Origin of the sequence: Pseudomonas sp. MH10 (genome assembly GCF_034353045.1) — a bacterium.
Taxonomy (GTDB): Bacteria; Pseudomonadota; Gammaproteobacteria; order Pseudomonadales; family Pseudomonadaceae; genus Aquipseudomonas.
Map to the genome: position 1 here is coordinate 2,163,904 of NZ_CP133783.1, position 17,070 is coordinate 2,180,973.

The 17,070-nt window shown below is 58.7% G+C and carries 10 protein-coding genes; 8 read left to right on the forward strand and 2 right to left on the reverse strand.

The genetic code is table 11. The features are described from left to right. Positions 1–232 precede the first annotated feature (232 nt). Positions 233–2,833 carry a bifunctional aconitate hydratase 2/2-methylisocitrate dehydratase gene (gene acnB / locus RHM59_RS09735; RefSeq protein ID WP_322171050.1) on the forward strand — a complete coding sequence of 867 codons (2,601 nt, stop codon included), beginning with the start codon at positions 233–235 and terminating at the stop codon, positions 2,831–2,833. Between the two features lie 108 nt (positions 2,834–2,941). On the opposite strand, the gene RHM59_RS09740 is transcribed toward acnB, so the two are convergent. Together RHM59_RS09740 and RHM59_RS09745 are read right to left on the reverse strand one after the other, a co-directional pair. Next, the gene (locus RHM59_RS09740) at positions 2,942–3,181 is read right to left on the reverse strand and encodes a pyocin S6 family toxin immunity protein (RefSeq protein WP_322286480.1); all 240 of its coding nucleotides are present in this window, start codon (positions 3,179–3,181) and stop codon (positions 2,942–2,944) included. 388 nt (positions 3,182–3,569) lie between these two features. Further along, positions 3,570–8,432: an NAD-glutamate dehydrogenase gene (locus RHM59_RS09745; protein WP_322286481.1), complete on the reverse strand. Its 4,863-nt coding sequence runs from the start codon at positions 8,430–8,432 to the stop codon at positions 3,570–3,572. A gap of 398 nt (positions 8,433–8,830) precedes the next feature. Between RHM59_RS09745 and RHM59_RS09750 the strand changes: the two genes are divergently transcribed. The 7 genes from RHM59_RS09750 (at position 8,831) to RHM59_RS09780 (ending at position 16,915) form a co-directional block, all read left to right on the forward strand. After that, a complete protein-coding gene (locus tag RHM59_RS09750; RefSeq protein WP_322286482.1) occupies positions 8,831–9,190 on the forward strand; it encodes a hypothetical protein in 360 nt (119 codons plus the stop codon). An 871-nt stretch (positions 9,191–10,061) separates the two neighbouring features. Then, a complete protein-coding gene (locus tag RHM59_RS09755; RefSeq protein ID WP_219061506.1) occupies positions 10,062–11,021 on the forward strand; it encodes an AAA family ATPase in 960 nt (319 codons plus the stop codon). Positions 11,022–11,025: 4 nt separating this feature from the next. Next, positions 11,026–11,970, forward strand: a complete 945-nt coding sequence (locus tag RHM59_RS09760; protein ID WP_322286483.1) for a DUF58 domain-containing protein — start codon at positions 11,026–11,028, stop codon at positions 11,968–11,970. Continuing rightward, positions 11,967–12,461 carry a DUF4381 domain-containing protein gene (locus tag RHM59_RS09765; RefSeq protein ID WP_322165416.1) on the forward strand — a complete coding sequence of 165 codons (495 nt, stop codon included), beginning with the start codon at positions 11,967–11,969 and terminating at the stop codon, positions 12,459–12,461. The genes RHM59_RS09760 and RHM59_RS09765 overlap by 4 nt, the downstream gene beginning before the upstream one ends. Next, positions 12,454–13,524 (forward strand): VWA domain-containing protein, encoded by a 1,071-nt coding sequence (locus tag RHM59_RS09770; protein ID WP_322165417.1) that lies wholly within the window; start codon positions 12,454–12,456, stop codon positions 13,522–13,524. The genes RHM59_RS09765 and RHM59_RS09770 overlap by 8 nt, the downstream gene beginning before the upstream one ends. Continuing rightward, positions 13,521–15,257, forward strand: a complete 1,737-nt coding sequence (locus tag RHM59_RS09775) for a VWA domain-containing protein (protein WP_322183603.1) — start codon at positions 13,521–13,523, stop codon at positions 15,255–15,257. Before RHM59_RS09770 ends, RHM59_RS09775 begins: the two co-directional genes overlap by 4 nt. Further along, entirely contained in the window at positions 15,254–16,915 is a 1,662-nt protein-coding gene (locus RHM59_RS09780; protein WP_322286484.1) for a BatD family protein, read from the forward strand. The genes RHM59_RS09775 and RHM59_RS09780 overlap by 4 nt, the downstream gene beginning before the upstream one ends. Positions 16,916–17,070: the final 155 nt, after the last annotated feature.

A 17,070-nucleotide genomic window follows, 5' to 3' on the forward strand; every position in this document is an offset into this window, starting at 1 on the left:
GAGCACAGTTAAGTAACCCCGCAGTCCGGTGTCGACCCAGGAATTCCTCGTGAAATCCCCTGAGTCGACACTCATCAGCCGTCCTGCAGGCGTCAAACTTTGAAAACAGCTTCTGTAAGGAATAACCGTTTCTCTGACCAAGGGGCTCAAAAGCTTCGTCGTGCAGGGTGCGAGTTATTTCTGGATGAGCGTCCCGGACACCCATTTGGGACCACTGATGAGGGTAATAACTGTGCTTGAAGCCTACCGTAAACACATCGAAGAGCGCGCCGCTCTGGGTATCGTTCCCCAGCCGCTTAACGCCGAACAAACCGCAGGCTTGATCGAGCTGCTGAAGACCCCTCCGGCTGGCGAAGAAGCCTTTCTTCTCGACCTGATCACCAATCGCGTTCCACCAGGCGTTGATGAAGCCGCTTACGTCAAGGCCGGCTTCCTGTCCGCTCTGGCGAAAGGCGAAGTCACCTCCCCGCTGATTGACAAAAAACACGCCGTTAAACTGTTGGGCACCATGCAAGGTGGCTACAACATCGTCACCTTGGTCGACCTACTCGACGACGCCGTATTGGCGCCAGAGTCTGCCAAAGCACTCAAGCACACACTGTTGATGTTCGACGCATTCCACGACGTGGCCGAAAAAGCCAAGAACGGCAACGTTCACGCCCAAGAAGTCCTGCAGTCCTGGGCTGACGGCGAATGGTTCCAGAATCGCCCTACCCTGGCCGAAAAAATCAGCCTGCGCGTGTTCAAGGTCACCGGCGAAACCAACACCGACGACCTGTCCCCAGCGCCTGATGCCTGGTCCCGCCCTGACATCCCGCTGCACGCACTCGCCATGCTGAAAATGGCCCGTGACGGCATCGTGCCTGATCAACAAGGCGCCATCGGCCCGATGAAGCAAATCGAGCGCATGCGCGGCGAAGGCTTCCCTATTGCCTACGTCGGTGATGTGGTCGGTACCGGTTCGTCGCGTAAGTCAGCCACCAACTCCGTGTTGTGGTTCTTCGGCGACGACGTTCCAAACGTGCCGAACAAGCGCGCTGGCGGTTTCTGCTTCGGCAACAAAATTGCTCCCATTTTCTACAACACCATGGAAGACGCCGGCGCACTGCCGATCGAATTCGATGTGACCCACATGAACATGGGCGACGTGATCGACGTTTACCCGTACGCCGGTAAAGTCACCAAACACGACAGCGAAGAAGTCCTGGCCACCTTCGAAATGAAGACCCCTGTGCTGTTGGACGAAGTCCGTGCTGGCGGCCGTATCCCGCTGATCATCGGCCGTGGTTTGACCGAGAAAGCCCGTACCGAATTGGGCCTGCCGCCTTCGACGCTGTTCAAGCTGCCTGAGCCACCGATTGCCAGCACCAAGGGTTTCACCCTGGCGCAGAAAATGGTCGGCAAGGCGTGCGGCGTAACCGGCATCCGTCCAGGCACGTACTGCGAACCAAAAATGACCACCGTCGGTTCCCAGGACACCACTGGCCCGATGACCCGCGACGAGCTGAAAGACTTGGCTTGCCTGGGTTTCTCCACCGATCTGGTCATGCAGTCGTTCTGCCACACCGCGGCGTATCCAAAGCCGATCGACGTGCAGACTCACCACACGCTGCCTGATTTCATCATGACCCGCGGCGGCGTTTCCCTGCGTCCGGGCGATGGCATCATCCACAGCTGGCTGAACCGCATGCTGCTGCCGGACACTGTCGGTACCGGTGGTGACTCCCACACCCGCTTCCCAATGGGCATTTCGTTCCCAGCAGGTTCCGGTCTGGTCGCGTTTGCTGCTGCCACGGGTGTTATGCCACTGGACATGCCGGAATCGATCCTGGTTCGCTTCAAAGGCAAAATGCAGCCGGGCGTTACTCTGCGCGACTTGGTTCATGCCATTCCTTACTACGCGATCCAGGCTGGCCTGTTGACCGTAGAGAAGAAAGGCAAGAAGAACGCGTTCTCCGGTCGCATCCTGGAAATCGAAGGCCTCGACAACCTGAGCATCGAACAGGCTTTCGAGCTGTCCGACGCCTCGGCCGAACGCTCTGCTGCCGGTTGCACCATCAAGCTGTCCAAAGAGTCGATCACCGAGTACCTGAACTCCAACATCACCCTGCTGCGCTGGATGATCGGCGAAGGCTACGGCGATGCACGGACTCTGGAACGTCGCGCTCAAGCGATGGAAGCCTGGGTTGCCAACCCTGAGTTGATGGTTGCCGATGCTGACGCCGAATACGCCGAAACCATCGAAATCAACCTCGACGAAATCAAAGAGCCTGTGCTCTGCGCGCCAAACGACCCGGACGACGCCCGTCTGCTTTCCAGCGTTGCTGGCGAGAAGATCGACGAAGTGTTCATCGGTTCGTGCATGACCAACATTGGTCACTTCCGCGCTGCCGGTAAGTTGCTGGACAAGGTTAAAGGTCAGCTTCCAACCCGTCTGTGGCTGTCGCCGCCGACCAAAATGGACGCTCACCAGTTGACCGAAGAAGGTTACTACGGCATCTACGGCAAAGCCGGCGCGCGCATGGAAATGCCGGGCTGCTCGCTGTGCATGGGTAACCAGGCTCGCGTTGAACCAAACTCCACCGTGGTCTCGACCTCAACCCGTAACTTCCCGAACCGCTTGGGCGATGGCGCGAACGTTTACCTGGCTTCGGCTGAGTTGGCGTCCGTTGCATCGATCCTCGGTCGCCTGCCGACCGTCGAAGAGTACATGGCCTACGCGAAAGAAATCGACACCATGGCAGCGGACGTTTACCGCTACCTGAGCTTCGATCAAATCGCAGAATTCCGTGAGTCGGCAGCCAATGCCAACATCCCGGTTATTCAAGCGTAAAGAAACACCGCGTTGAAAAAACCCCATCCTGGTGATGGGGTTTTTTTATGACCCGAAGATCGCCTCTACCTATGCGCTTCGTCTCGGGTCACTTTGACTCAGTGCTGGCTATGCGCGCACGCCTATAAACAAGTCCAAATTCGTCGGCAACTGCTCATTGATTACCATGCGTATTTGCTGTGTTTGCTCAATGGTCAGCAACCATTCCCCATCAGGGCTTTCATTCAAACTATTCCAGCCAAGAATCCTAATCACGGCGACTTCATGATTAGGCTGAACCACGAGGTCATATTTCAATGAGTCGTCCTCGTCATCCCCTTTTAAAAATCCACTGATCCATAAAAACATAGTTGGCCTCATATTCTATTTTGGTGTGGTTCTGCCAGGTTGTGCTGGCTCATGACAAGTCCTGTAGCAGTTTATGTCGAGCTGGAAAGATTGGCGGCCTGCAAAAACCCAATCAAAGGAAAATCGGTAACCTGAAGTTTCGACTGGCTAGATCGCCAAATTCCATTACTCGGCAGGCAATACCAACGTCCCGATTAATCAAGCGTGAAGAAACACCGCGCCGCCCCCTTCCCGAATACATTCGGTGGCGCTTCGCAGATCATCTGTAGAGCCAACTTGTTGGCGAAGCAATGTGTGCCTCGCCAACAAGTTCGCTCCTACAAATCACAAAAAAAGCCCCACATCTCTCGACGCGGGGCTTTTTGATTTACCGCTTCAACTCAAACCATCAAATCACGCTGGCTTGCCCACTCATGGCCAGATCCAGCAATTCGCGGTTGGCCACCGCATACATCGCGTAATCCGTACCGCTTGCAGCACGCAACTCAACCAACATGGCGCGCCAGCGATCGACCATTGGCATGTGCTGTTCAAGCCACGCTTCCAGACGTGCTTCGATCTCTGCCGGCGCGTCAGGCTGTTGCAGGACCGACACCGTAATAGCCCGTTGCTGCCAGTCGATGTCGTCGCGGAAGGCTTCACGGGCCAGCGCTTGCCAGTTGTTTTCAACCGGCAAGTTACTGATCTGTTGCAAGTACCAGGTCACGTCCAGCGAACTGCCCACAGCGAAGTAAGCCTTGGCCACGTCGGCAGCGTTCTGCCCCGTGACGTCTGACGCTTCGATGATCGGCAGCAGCGTGTAGAGGTGGCTAGTGCCCGCAACCATGCGCGCCAGCAATTCTGGAACACCGGCTTCGACATACGCCTCATAACGGCTCATCCAGACGTCACGGGTCGGGCCTTCGAGCAACTCGTCGAGTTTCAGACCCAGGGCCGCGACGTGCGGACCAAAGTGTGCAACATCACGACCGGCGTCCAATTCGTTGCGACGGCTGCGCAGGAACCAGCGCGTGGCGCGACGGCCCAGGCGCATCAGCTCGTCCATCAGCGCCAGCTGGATTTCAGCCGGCACCTTGGTGTCCAGCGCTTCGATCTGACGGAACCAGTGCGGCAGGTGGAAGATGTCCCGCACGATCACGTACGCACCGGCCACGTTGGCAGCGCTCATGCCGGTGGACTCTTTGAGCCGCTGCACGAAGGTGATGCCCATGTGGTTAACCAGATCGTTGGCGATCTGGGTGCTGACAATTTCGCGCTTCAGTCGGTGACGACGCATGGCTTCGGAGAATTTCGCCGCCAGGGACGGCGGGAAAGCCGTTTCCATGTCGCGAGCGAGGTAGTCGTCGTCCGGCACGCGAGACTCAAGCAAGGATTCCTTGAGGTCGATTTTGCTGTACGAAATCAGCACCGACAGCTCAGGACGGGTCAAGCCATGGCCTGCCGCGATGCGCTCAGCCAGTTGCTCTTCGGCTGGCAGGAACTCGATGGCACGGTCCAGCTTGCCCCGTGCTTCCAGATCGTTCATCAAGCGCTTGTATTCAGCGATCCGCTCGTAAGCCCGACGCGCAGCCAAGGACAATGCCTGGGTCTGCTTGTAGTTATTGCCCAATACCAAGTGGCCCACTTCGTCGGTCATGCTTTCCAGCAGCTGGTTACGCTGTTTTTCAGTCATGTCGCCTGCCTGAACCACTTCGTTAAGCAGGATCTTGATGTTTACCTCGTGGTCGGAGCAATCCACGCCACCGGCGTTGTCGATGAAGTCGGTGTTAGAACCGCCGCCATTGAGGCCGAATTCGACGCGACCCAGTTGGGTCATGCCGAGGTTGCCGCCCTCGCCTACCACTTTGCAGCGCAGCTCATTACCGTTCACCCGCAGCGCATCGTTGGCCTTGTCGCCCACATCAGCGTGGCTTTCTTCGCTGGATTTAACGTAGGTGCCGATGCCGCCGTTCCACAGCAAATCAACCGGCGCCTTGAGCAACGCGTTGAGCAGCTCGGTCGGGGTCAGCTTGTCGGCGCTGATGTCGAAACGCGCTTTCATCTCTGGGCTGATCGGAATGCTCTTCAAACTGCGCGGATAAATCCCGCCGCCCTGGGACATGATGCTGGTGTCGTAGTCCGACCAGGACGAACGTGGCAGATCGAACAAGCGTTGACGCTCGACGAAGCTGTTAGCCGGTTCCGGGTTTGGATCGATGAAAATATGCAGGTGGTTGAACGCGGCCACCAGTTGCAAGGTTTCTGACATCAACAAGCCGTTACCGAAGACGTCACCGGCCATGTCGCCGATACCGATCACGCTGATGTTGTCCTTCTGGACATTGATGTCGCGTTCACGGAAGTGACGCTGCACACCGACCCACGCGCCTTTGGCGGTGATGCCCATCTTCTTGTGGTCGTAACCGGCCGATCCACCGGACGCAAACGCGTCGCCGAGCCAGAAGCCGTATTCGATGGCGATGCCGTTGGCGATGTCGGAGAAAGTTGCGGTGCCTTTGTCGGCAGCCACCACCAGATACGGGTCATCTTCGTCGTGGCGCACCACATTCAGCGGCGGCACCAAGCCACCGTCTTTCAGGTTATCGGTGATGTCCAACAGGGCGGAGATGAATATCTTGTAGCAGGCAATCGCCTCGGCCTGAGTCTCATCGCGGCTGCCACCCAGCAACGGCAGACGACGCGGAATGAACCCACCTTTGGCGCCTACTGGCACGATGACCGAGTTCTTCACTTGCTGAGCTTTTACCAAGCCCAACACTTCAGTACGGAAATCTTCTTCACGGTCCGACCAACGCAGACCTCCGCGAGCGACGTTACCGAAGCGTAAATGCACGCCTTCAACCCGTGGCGAATAGACGAAAATCTCGAATTTCGGCACCGGCTTCGGCAGCTCGGGAATCAGACGCGGGTTGAACTTGAAGCTGAAATAGCTCTTGTTCTGGCCGTTGGCATCGGGCTGATAAAAGTTGGTCCGCAGGGTGGCTTTGATCAGGTCCAGATAACGCCGCAGGATACGGTCTTCATTGAGCACCTGAACCTCGTCCAAGGCCGTCAAAATCGCCTGTTCCAGACGCAGCTGTTTGTCTTCCAGGTCATCGCCGGTGAGTTTGCGCGCCAGATAGAAACGCGTCTTGAACAACCGGGTCAGCTCGCGAGCGATTTCCGTGTGGTTATTCAGGGTGCTCGCGATGTAGCCAAGGTCGAAGCCCAAACGGATTTGCTTCATGTAGCGCGCATAAGCCCGCAGCAACGCCACATCGCGCCAAGGCAAACCGGCGGTCAGCACCAAACGGTTGAACGCATCGTTTTCGGCATCGCCGCTGACGATGTGGACAAACGCGTCTTGCAGGGTGTCGTTCAGCTGCGAGATGTCGAGGTTCAAGCCTTCGCCAGCAGTGAAAGCAAAATCGTGAATCCAGAATTCGCGGCCATTGGTACGACGCAGACGATAGGGGAATTCGCCCAATACCCGTAGGCCGAGGTTTTCCAGGATCGGCAGCACGTCGGACAACGCCAGCGGTGTGTCTGCGTGGTACAGCTTGCAGTGCAGCTGTTGCTTGCCGCCTTGTGCCAGCGGTTGATAAAAGCTCATCACCAGGGGGTTGGCTTCGGTCAGGCTCAGCAAATGCTGCATATCGACCACCGCCGAATGCGCGGCAAAGCGCTCGCGGTAACCGGCTGGGAAGCCTTTCGGGAAGTCGGCCAATACGCTGGTACCGTGGGCTTCGCCGAAGCTTTCGACCACTAGGTTCGAATAGTCGTCCTGCCATGAACGGCAGGCCTGAACCACTTCGTTTTCCAGTTGCTGCGGATCGATGTCGAGGCGGCTTTTCGGGTCCACACGCAGGATCAACTGCACGCGGGCCAGAACTGACTCGGAGAAGAAGGTCCAGAATTCGCAATCGCTGGCTTTCAAGCGATCCATCAGCACTTGCTGGATCTTCTGCCGAACTTCGGTGGAATACACGTCACGCGGCACGTAGGCAAGGCAATAGCAGAAGCGGCCGTACGGGTCTTTGCGCAGGAACACGCGAATCTTGTTGCGCTCCTGGATCTGCACGATAGACATCACGGTGTTGAACAGCTCGTCCACCGGCGTCTGGAACAGGTCATCACGCGGCAGCACTTCCACGACCTGAGTCAGTTCTTTACCCAAATGCGCCTTTGAATCGAAACCCGAGCGACGCTCCACTTCCGCCACCTTGCGACGGATATAGGGGATCTGACGCACGCTTTCGCCGTACACCGACGAGGTGTACAAGCCCATGAATCGGCATTCTTTGGTGACGTTACCGCTAGCGTCGATCTGGCGGATTGACACGTAGTCCGGGTAGGCCGGGCGGTGCACGCGGCTTGGGTGAGCGGCCTTGGCGAACGACAGCAACATCGGCTCTTGCAGGTAATTCACTGCGTAGTCTTCGATGTGCAGGTCGTCTTTGGTCAACCCGGCACGCAGCAGCTTAGTCAGACCGAGGAACGACGACTCGTCATACACCAGGTAGCCACCGGCCTCGTCGCTGCGGACTTCAAATTCTTCATAGCCGAGGAAGGTGAAGTGGTTATCCACCAACCATTGCAGGAAGACCTTGACCTCGGATTTCTCGCCCTCTTCGACGGCGAACTCCATGGTATCGATGCCGGCCAGCAACTCGCCGATCTTGCTCTTCATCGGTTCGAAATCAGCGACCGCGACCCGTACTTCGTCCAGCACTTGTTCCAATTCACGCGCCAGCACGTTCATTTCAGCGGAGTTGGCGCAGCGGTCGATTTCCAGGTACATCAGCGATTCTTGCTGCACGTCATCGCCGTTGCTGCCTTTTGGCAGCAGCTCCAGCAATTCGCCATTGGCACCCCGACGGGCGCTGAGCACGGTGGTTTGCAGGGTATGAATGCTGTAACCGCGGCGGTTCAGTTCGGTGCGTACCGAATCCACCAGGAACGGTAAATCGTGGTGCAGAACCTCAACTGCGGTGTGGGTCGACTGCCAGCCGTGACGTTCGTAATCCGGGTTGTAGACCCGCACTTGCGGATGAATACTTTCAAAACGTTCAAGCAGTCGCCAGGCAGACAGGGTGCAACCGGCCAGGTCGGATAGCCGGCGCTGGGTCAGTTCATCAAGGGAGATAATGCCGAAGAATTGCTCAGCGAACAGCGCCACTTGTGGCAGTGCCTGTTCACTGATGTGCTGCGCCAGTGCTGCTTGCAGTTGATGCTGAAAGTCAGACTTGCTGGCTGCGGTGAAGAACGCCATCTGTGGTACTCCGCTTGGGCTTTTATTGATGGAAACGTCGCATCCCCTTCTGGGGGATCGCCATCACGCGTGCTGGAATTAAACAAAAGCAGCACAGCATGACAGGGTAGTGAAGCTATAGAACAAACGCTCGTCGCGAACGGGTAGTCACATCTGTTTGTTTGACTGCGCGTGACGAAAAAAATGGGCCGTATCTAAAAAGGCACTGCCCAGGCAGGCGCTGTCGTTACCGGCTTTCATCTGCTGCGCAGCTTAACGATTGCGAGCCTGACCGTGCTTGCGGTGCGGCGACATATTCGGTCATCGGCAGCCCGACGCCGCGCAACCCATGGGTAAACTGAGCCGTCCACTGCGGTATCATCACGCCTGCCCGTTTTCGATAAACCCGGAGTTCACTCATGCTGATCAACACCCCAAGCATCATCGTCAATCCATGCGACGACGAATACGACGACATGGCGATGCTGAGCTGCCACGGCGAAACCGGCGACCTGTTCTTGCTGACGCGTTTCCCGGACGAGACCCAGGTCGAAATCACCGTCGGCGATGACAAATCACTGGAGCTGAAAAGCCTGAAGGCAACCCTCAGCGCCGAGCGCTTGCTGATCGAAATCGATCCGGAAGATGCCAAACAGCTGGAGGGCCATAGCCAGTACGAAATCCATCACGGCATGTCAGGGGCCGACCTGCGGGAAGTCGCGGAAACCCTGCAGCTGATTCTTGATGATGTGGGCACCTACGTCAGTGAAATTGATTGAAACCGAACGTATGAGGTGTGCTCGACATACCGCTTCGCAGTTCACAGACCTGTAGGAGGGGCCGCCACATCTTCGACGCCGCGCTGTCGCGCAGCAAACTAGTTGGCACTTTCTGTGGTTTGAGATTGCAGGGTGTCAGGACTGGCGCCTTCCCGAATAAATTCGGTCCCACGGGTTTTGGCGCTGCACAGATTCTGTAGGAGCTGCCGAAGGCTGCGACAAGGCCGAAGGACCTTCGCCAACAAGTTGGCTCAGATGGCCGCCTCCCTGTAGATCGCCAGTGAATTGAATATCGAATTGCGGGAAGAGGCCCCGTGAAACCATGCGGCCGAACGCAGGCGTTGCGCAGGGGGTAACGAGGCAAGGATGCCGAGAAAGCCGTGCGCGGCCAGGGACGGCCGCTCACGGCGACCCCCGGAGCAACGCCGGAGTGAGGGAAGACCGAGCCTAAGCGAGGGCCCGCATGGTGGGGCAAGCGTTTTGGGGGACCTTTTGGGCGTATGAAAAAGGTGCCTCGCTGTAAAAGCGAAACCATAAGATCAGCAACCACAAAGGCCGGATACACACACGAAACTCAGCGCCAACCTATTGTTTATAAAAGATTAAAATAAGTTTTATAACAGCAACCTTTTGGCGAGACGATATACCTGACACACCGCTTCGCCAACACGTGGCTCCTACAGAAGATTTTTGACAGACCCCGGGTTGCGGCGAAAATCGGCGCTATAAGTCCACTGGATAGGGCAATCACCTCGAAATCCCGGAAAAAACCCTATAGCCGTTAGTCGGCACCGCTCGGATGGATTAAAGTAACGCCCCCAGTTGCGGTGTCATTTGACGCCGCTGATCATCTGCCAGGAACCGTCATCCGATGGAACATCGTGAAGCGCTGATTGCGCTGCGAACCTTTCTTTCAACGCAGATTCTCGGTCAGGAAAAACTGATCGAACGGCTATTGATTGCCCTGCTCGCTGACGGCCATATGTTGGTCGAGGGCGCACCGGGTCTGGCCAAGACCAAGGCGATCAAAGAACTGGCCGAAGGCGTTGAAGCGCAATTCCATCGTATTCAGTTCACGCCCGACCTGTTGCCAGCCGACATCACCGGTACGGAGATCTATCGTCCCGAAACAGGCAGCTTCGTCTTCCAACAGGGGCCGATCTTCCACAACTTGGTGCTCGCCGATGAAATCAATCGCGCGCCGGCCAAGGTGCAATCGGCACTGCTCGAGGCCATGGCCGAACGTCAGGTCAGCGTCGGGCGTAGCACGTATGAACTGTCACCGCTGTTTTTGGTGATGGCGACCCAGAACCCGATTGAGCAGGAAGGCACCTACCCGCTGCCCGAAGCCCAGCTCGACCGCTTCCTGATGCACGTCAAAATCGGCTTCCCGGACGCGGCCGTCGAACGCAAGATTCTGCAGCAGGCCCGTGGCGAAGCGCTGAATGGCGAAACCAAGCCAGAACGCCGGGTCAGCCAGCAAGCCATTTTTGCCGCGCGCAAAGAAATTCTTGGCCTGTACATGGCCGATGCGGTGGAGGAATACTTGGTGCAACTGGTCATGGCCACGCGCACCCCGGCCAAGTTCGACCCGGAAATGGCCGACTGGATCGCTTATGGCGCCAGCCCCCGTGGATCCATCGCCCTGGACCGTTGCGCTCGGGCCCACGCTTGGCTCGCCGGGCGGGATTTCGTCAGCCCGGAAGACATTCAAGCCGTGCTGTTCGACGTGCTGCGTCACCGCATCATCCTGTCGTTTGAGGCCGAAGCAGCCGGAATTGATCAGGACCGCGTAATCCAGCGCATCCTCGACGTCGTGGCCGTCGCCTGACCCCATGCAACCGCAGCCGATTGCCGACCCCGGAATTCGCGTCAGCCTCGACGAACTGATCGAGATGCGTCATCGCGTGCGCGAAGTGCAGCTGTTTTCCACGCCCAGCCAGCGCAGCCCGCTGATCGGCCTGCACCACTCGAAACTGCGTGGCCGAGGCGTCGACTTCGACCAGGTGCGCGTCTATCAGGCCGGCGATGACGTACGCACCATCGATTGGCGCGTCACCGCCCGCACCCAGGAACCGCACACCAAATTGTTCCATGAAGAACGCGAGCGGCCGATTTTCATTCTGGTCGAGCAAAGCCGTCGGCTATTTTTTGGCTCCGGGCTGATGTTCAAATCCGTGCTGGCGGCCCAGGCCGCCGCACTGATCGGCTGGGCAGCCCTAGGCCACAATGATCGGGTCGGCGGACTGGTGTTTGGCGACAACGAACACTACGAGATCAAACCTCGGCGCAGTAAGCAGAGCCTGCTGCAATTGCTCAATCGGCTGGTGCGGGTCAACCAATCACTGAACACCGAAATTGCTGCCGACCGTGATGCATTCGGTATCGCCTTGCGCCGGGCGCGAGAGGTGTTACGCCCCGGCAGCCTGGTATTTGTGATTTGCGATGAACGAGCGATTTCCGACGCGGCGGAGCAACAATTGAACCTGCTATCACGGCATTGCGACCTGCTGCTGTTGCCGTTGTCCGATCCGCTTGATCATGCGTTGCCGGCGGCAGGCCTGCTGCGATTCGCCGAGCGTGGCGCGCGACTGGAACTGGACACCTTGGATCCCGAGTTGCGACAGGCTTACCGCGCCCAAGGCGAAGCACGGGTTGCACGCTGGGAATTGCTCGCGCAAAAACTGCACGTGCTGTCGATTCCGCTGAGCACCAAGAGCGGGATGGTCGAGCAATTGCGCGAATACCTGAGCGCCCAGCGCCCGGGTAAAAAACGATGAGTAACCTGGAGCAACTGCAGCCGCTGATACCGCCCTCGGCGATCGATATCTGGCCGCCGGCGCCGGGCTGGTGGATCGTGTTGCTCTTACTACCGTTTGCCGCCTGGGGCGTTTGGTGGTTGCGTCGTTATTGGCCAGGCAAGCGCTTGATCATCAGGTCCGAGTTGCCGTTGGACCCACTGCGACTGGCAGCGCTGGAAGAACTCGCGCAACTGCCCAAACCCTACGACGGCGCCCCCGCCGGCGCCTGGTTGCAACAACTTAATGCGCTACTGAAACGCTTGTGCCGCAACCACTACCCCTACAGCCAAAGCCACACGCTCAACGGCCGAAAATGGTTGGCGTTCCTCGACAACCGCTGCCCCGCGGCGGGCCTCACACGGTGGATGATATTGGTCGAAGGCGCTTACAAACCCGAATGCAAACTTGACGACAAAGCCATCACTGGCCTGAATCAAGCGGTCGACACCTGGATTCGCAAACATGTTTGAACTCGCCTGGCCGTGGATTTTCATCCTGCTGCCACTGCCGTGGCTATTACGAGTATTGCTGCCTGCGGCAGACAGCGGCGAAGCGGCGCTAAAAATCGGTTTCCTGAGCGAGTTGGAAGAACTGGCCGGGCGTAAGGCGCGGGCCAATATGCCGGCATGGCGTCAGCAAATTCCGTTCATCGCGCTGTGGCTGTTGCTGCTGATGGCGGCGGCACGTCCGCAATGGCTGGGTGATCCGTTGCCGATAGCCGCCAGCGGCCGCGACTTGTTGGTGGCGGTGGACGTTTCCGGCTCCATGGACTACCCCGACATGCGCTTGAACGACGAAGACGTCAGCCGCCTGAACTTGGTCAAGCACCTATTAGGGGATTTTCTGGCCAGTCGCCAAGGTGATCGCGTCGGCTTGATCCTGTTTGGCAGCCGCGCCTACGTTCAGGCGCCGCTGACCTTCGACCGACGCACCGTGCGCATCTGGCTGGATGAGGCAAAAGTCGGTATCGCTGGCAAAAATACCGCCATTGGTGACGCTATCGGTCTGGCCATCAAACGTCTGCGCCAACGTCCGGCGCAAAGCCGGGTACTGATTCTGGTGACTGACGGCGCCAACAACGCCGGGCAAATCGACCCCGTTACTGCGGCGCGCTTGGCCGCTGGCGAAGGCGTGAAGATCTACACCATCGGCATCGGCGCCGACCCCAACCAAGGCGGCTCGCTGGCCATGCTTGGCCTCAGCCCCAGCCTTGACTTGGACGAACCCAGTCTCAAGGAAATCGCTGATATCACCGGCGGCCGGTACTTCCGCGCCCGTGATGGTCAGCAGTTACAAAAGATCAAACAGACCCTCGACAAACTCGAACCGGTCGCCCAACAACCGACCCAAGCACGCCCGGCGCAGACGCTTTATCGCTGGCCGCTGGCGGGTGCGTTATTGCTGAGCCTACTGTTGGTGGTGAGAGAGCGCTGGCCGAACACGCTGTTGCAGCGGTTTTTCAAACAGAAAACTTTTTTACCCTCCAACGAACAGTGGCGGCAGCGGCTCAAGCGTTTGCGGAGGCGTCGATGATCGCGCTTTGGCCGCACTGGCTTCGTCCTGGCTGGCTGGCTGCCGTGCCCGTGTTGGGCTGGCTGCTCTGGCAACTGTGGAATCGGCAACAACGCGCCGGACGCTGGCAAATGATTTTGCCTGCTGCGTTCCATGCGGTGCTTCTTGGCGGCGGCAAGGGCCGCGCCAGTAAGTTGCCGTGGATCGCGCTCGGCCTGGGCTGGACGCTCGCCATCCTGGCGTTGCTCGGCCCCAGTTGGCAGCGGGTAGAACAAATCAGCCAGAAACCTGCGGACCCCTTGGTGGTTGTACTCGAACTGACCCCGGAAATGATGGCCACCGACACCCCCCCCACACGGGTCGAACAAGCGCGGCGCAAACTGCTCGATTTACTGCAAAACCGCAGCGACTCGCAGACCGCCATTGTGGTGTACGCCGGGAGCGCCCACACGCTGGTGCCATTGTCCGATGACTTGGGCACCAGCCGTAATCTGCTCGACGCGCTCAAACCCTCGATCATGCCGGAGGCCGGACACCGCGCCGACTTGGCCGTCAAAAAGGCCCTCGCCCTGCTCAAGCAAGGCGCCCAAGGCCAAGGTCGGGTGTTATGGATAGGCTCTTCGCTCAATGAACAAGAGCGCGAAGGCATTCGTCAGGCGATGGGCCGGGATGCGCCGCCGCTGCTGTTGCTCGGCATCGGCACCGCTGAAGGTGTGCCAGTTGCGCAGGAAAAAGGCGGTTTCCTCAAGGATGACCAAGGCGCGATTCTGCTGCCGCGCCTGGATGGCGCAAGCCTGAAAGACTTCGCCAGCCAACTTGATGGACTCTATCGTCAGGCACGTCTCGACGACTCCGATCTGCGCGGACTCGGCTTACTGGACAGCCCGCAAAGAGTGCGTAAGAACGGTCAAACCCTGCACTTGGACAGCTGGGACGATCAAGGTCCGTGGCTGATCCTGCCATTACTGTTGCTGGCGGCCTGCGCCGGGCGTAAAGGCTGGCTTTTTTGCCTGCCGCTGCTGTTCATGCTGCCGCAACCCAGCTACGCCTTCGAATTTGACGACCTGTGGCTACGCCCCGACCAACAAGGTCAGTATTTGCTTGAAGAAAGCCGTCCCGCCGAAGCCGCACGACACTTCGAAGACAGCCAATGGCAAGGCGTGGCGCTTTACGAGGCCGGCGAATACGCCAGTGCCGCTCAGCGATTCGCCGAAGGCAACACCGCTGCTGATCATTACAATCGCGGTAATGCTCTGGCCAAGGCCGGTGAATTGGAAGCGGCGCTGGATGCTTACGAACAGGCACTCGAACGTCAGCCAGACTTGAAACCGGCGTTAGCCAACAAAACCTTGGTCGAGCAAGTGCTGGAACAACGCAAGCAGCAGCGCAACGCCGACCTAAACAAAACCGCCGAGAGCAAAACTGAAGACCTCGGCCAGACCGCTCAACCCGGCGCGACCACTGAACCGCAAACCCCGCCACAACCGACGCCGCCCCCGGGCGATGACAGTGCAACCCGCGACAACGGTTTGAACAACCCGACAGCGACGGCGGGCGGCAACGATGTTCCGGGTTCACAACTCGGTGACGAAGGCACCACCCGACCACCGATTCGCCCGAGTGACACCACCCTCGACGGCGAGCGGCGGCAGGCGTTGGAGCAATGGTTACGGCAGATCCCGGACGATCCCGGCGAGCTGTTGCGACGTAAATTCTGGTACGAACAGCAACAACATCAGGGACAGAGTCGATGAGTCGCGTACACACCTTTTTGATTAGCCTTGCGCTCTGTTGCGTGGCCTTATCTGCCCAAGCGGCGATGCTGGTGGCCAGCGTCGACCGTGCGCGGCTGAACGCTGGCGAGACCGTGGAGCTGACGCTGGAGTCCGACGACCCTACCCTGTTTGGCAAACCGGACCTGAGTGCGCTGGACAACGACTTTACCGTTCAAGGCACGCGCCAGGTCAACCACCTGACGACCCTGGACGGTGGCTCTCAAGCCACCACGCGCTGGATCATTACCCTGCTGCCCAGACAGAACGGCACGGTGGAAATTCCGTCGTTGCAACTGGGCAAACTCACCAGCCAACCCATCACACTGCAAGTAACCCAAGGTGAAGACCAGGCACAAGGCAACGCTTTGGCGCCAGTGTTTATTGAGGCCAGCCTCGACCAAGACAGCGTCTACGTTCAGGCGCAAGCCGTGCTAACGCTGCGTATTTATCACTCGGTCCCGTTGTTTGATGACAGCAACCTGACGCCGTTGGTCATCCCGGACACCCGAATCGAACGGCTCGGAGATACCCGCACCTATGAAAAGCTGATCAACGGTATTCGCCACGGCGTTATCGAAATGCGCTACGCGATTTATCCACAACGCAGCGGCAACCTACTGATTCCCGCCCAGGTGTTCAGCGCAACCTTGGTCCAGGACAGTCCGAGCCAGACTCAAGACCAGGGCCACAGCGCGCAACCGTCAGCCCCGAAACCGGGTAAATTGGTGCACGTCAGCTCGACGGAAATTACCCTGTCAGTCAAGGCGCAACCGGTTGATTACCCGGCCGACAGTCCATGGTTGCCGGCCCGCAGTGTAAGCCTGAGCGAAGACTGGAATCCTGAGCCTGACCACAGCTTGGTCGGTGACTCCCTGACCCGCAGCCTGACCCTCAAGGCTGAAGGCCTGTCCAGCGCACAATTGCCGCCGCTGCCCGCGACCACTGTCAGCGGTCTGCGACGCTACCCTGACCAACCGCAACTGAGCAATCAGGCCAGCGACCGGGGCTTGATCGGCAGTCGTATAGAGCGCGAAGCCCTGGTGCCGACCCGCACTGGCGCGATTGATTTGCCCACCGTTGACGTGGTGTGGTGGAACACCCACGAAGATCACTTGGAACACAGCAGCTTGCCCGCCCGGACCTTGCAGGTTGCGAGCAACCCAGGCTTGTCGGTCGACATGCCGGTCAACACCACTAATGGTCTGGGCGTTGGCGGTGCAGTGCTGTGGCCGTGGCAACTGAGCACGTTTTTGTTGGCCTGCTCGACCCTGATCGGCTTCGGCCTCTGGTGGCGGGCCCGTTGGCAACCAGCAGAGGCGCGGGTGGTACAAGCCGGCCCGAGCCCGCGCACCGTGCTGGACGAACTGAAACGCGCCAGCCTGGCGAATGACCCGCAAGCAACCCGCCAGGCACTGGACGCCTGGGCCCGTCAACAACCGGAAACCCTGGCCGACATGGCCGCGCGGTTTGTCCCGTTGTCCGACGCCCTCGATGAACTGAACGGCGCGCTCTACAGCGAAACCGGCCACGACTGGCAAGGCGAAGCCCTATGGAGCGCCGTGCGCACCCTGCCCACCCGCGAACGAACCCAAGACCCAGCGGCCGACACCAGCCTGCCGCCGCTGTACCCGAAATAAGGTTAACGGCTAGACACAGTCACCCTGTGGGAGCGAATTTATTCGCAAAACAGGCCACGCGGTTCAACAGACATATCGCGTCGTCGCCTTCCCGAAGGAATTCGGTCCCACAGGGTGAAGCCAACGTTTTGATCTCTGCTTGACACAAGGACCTC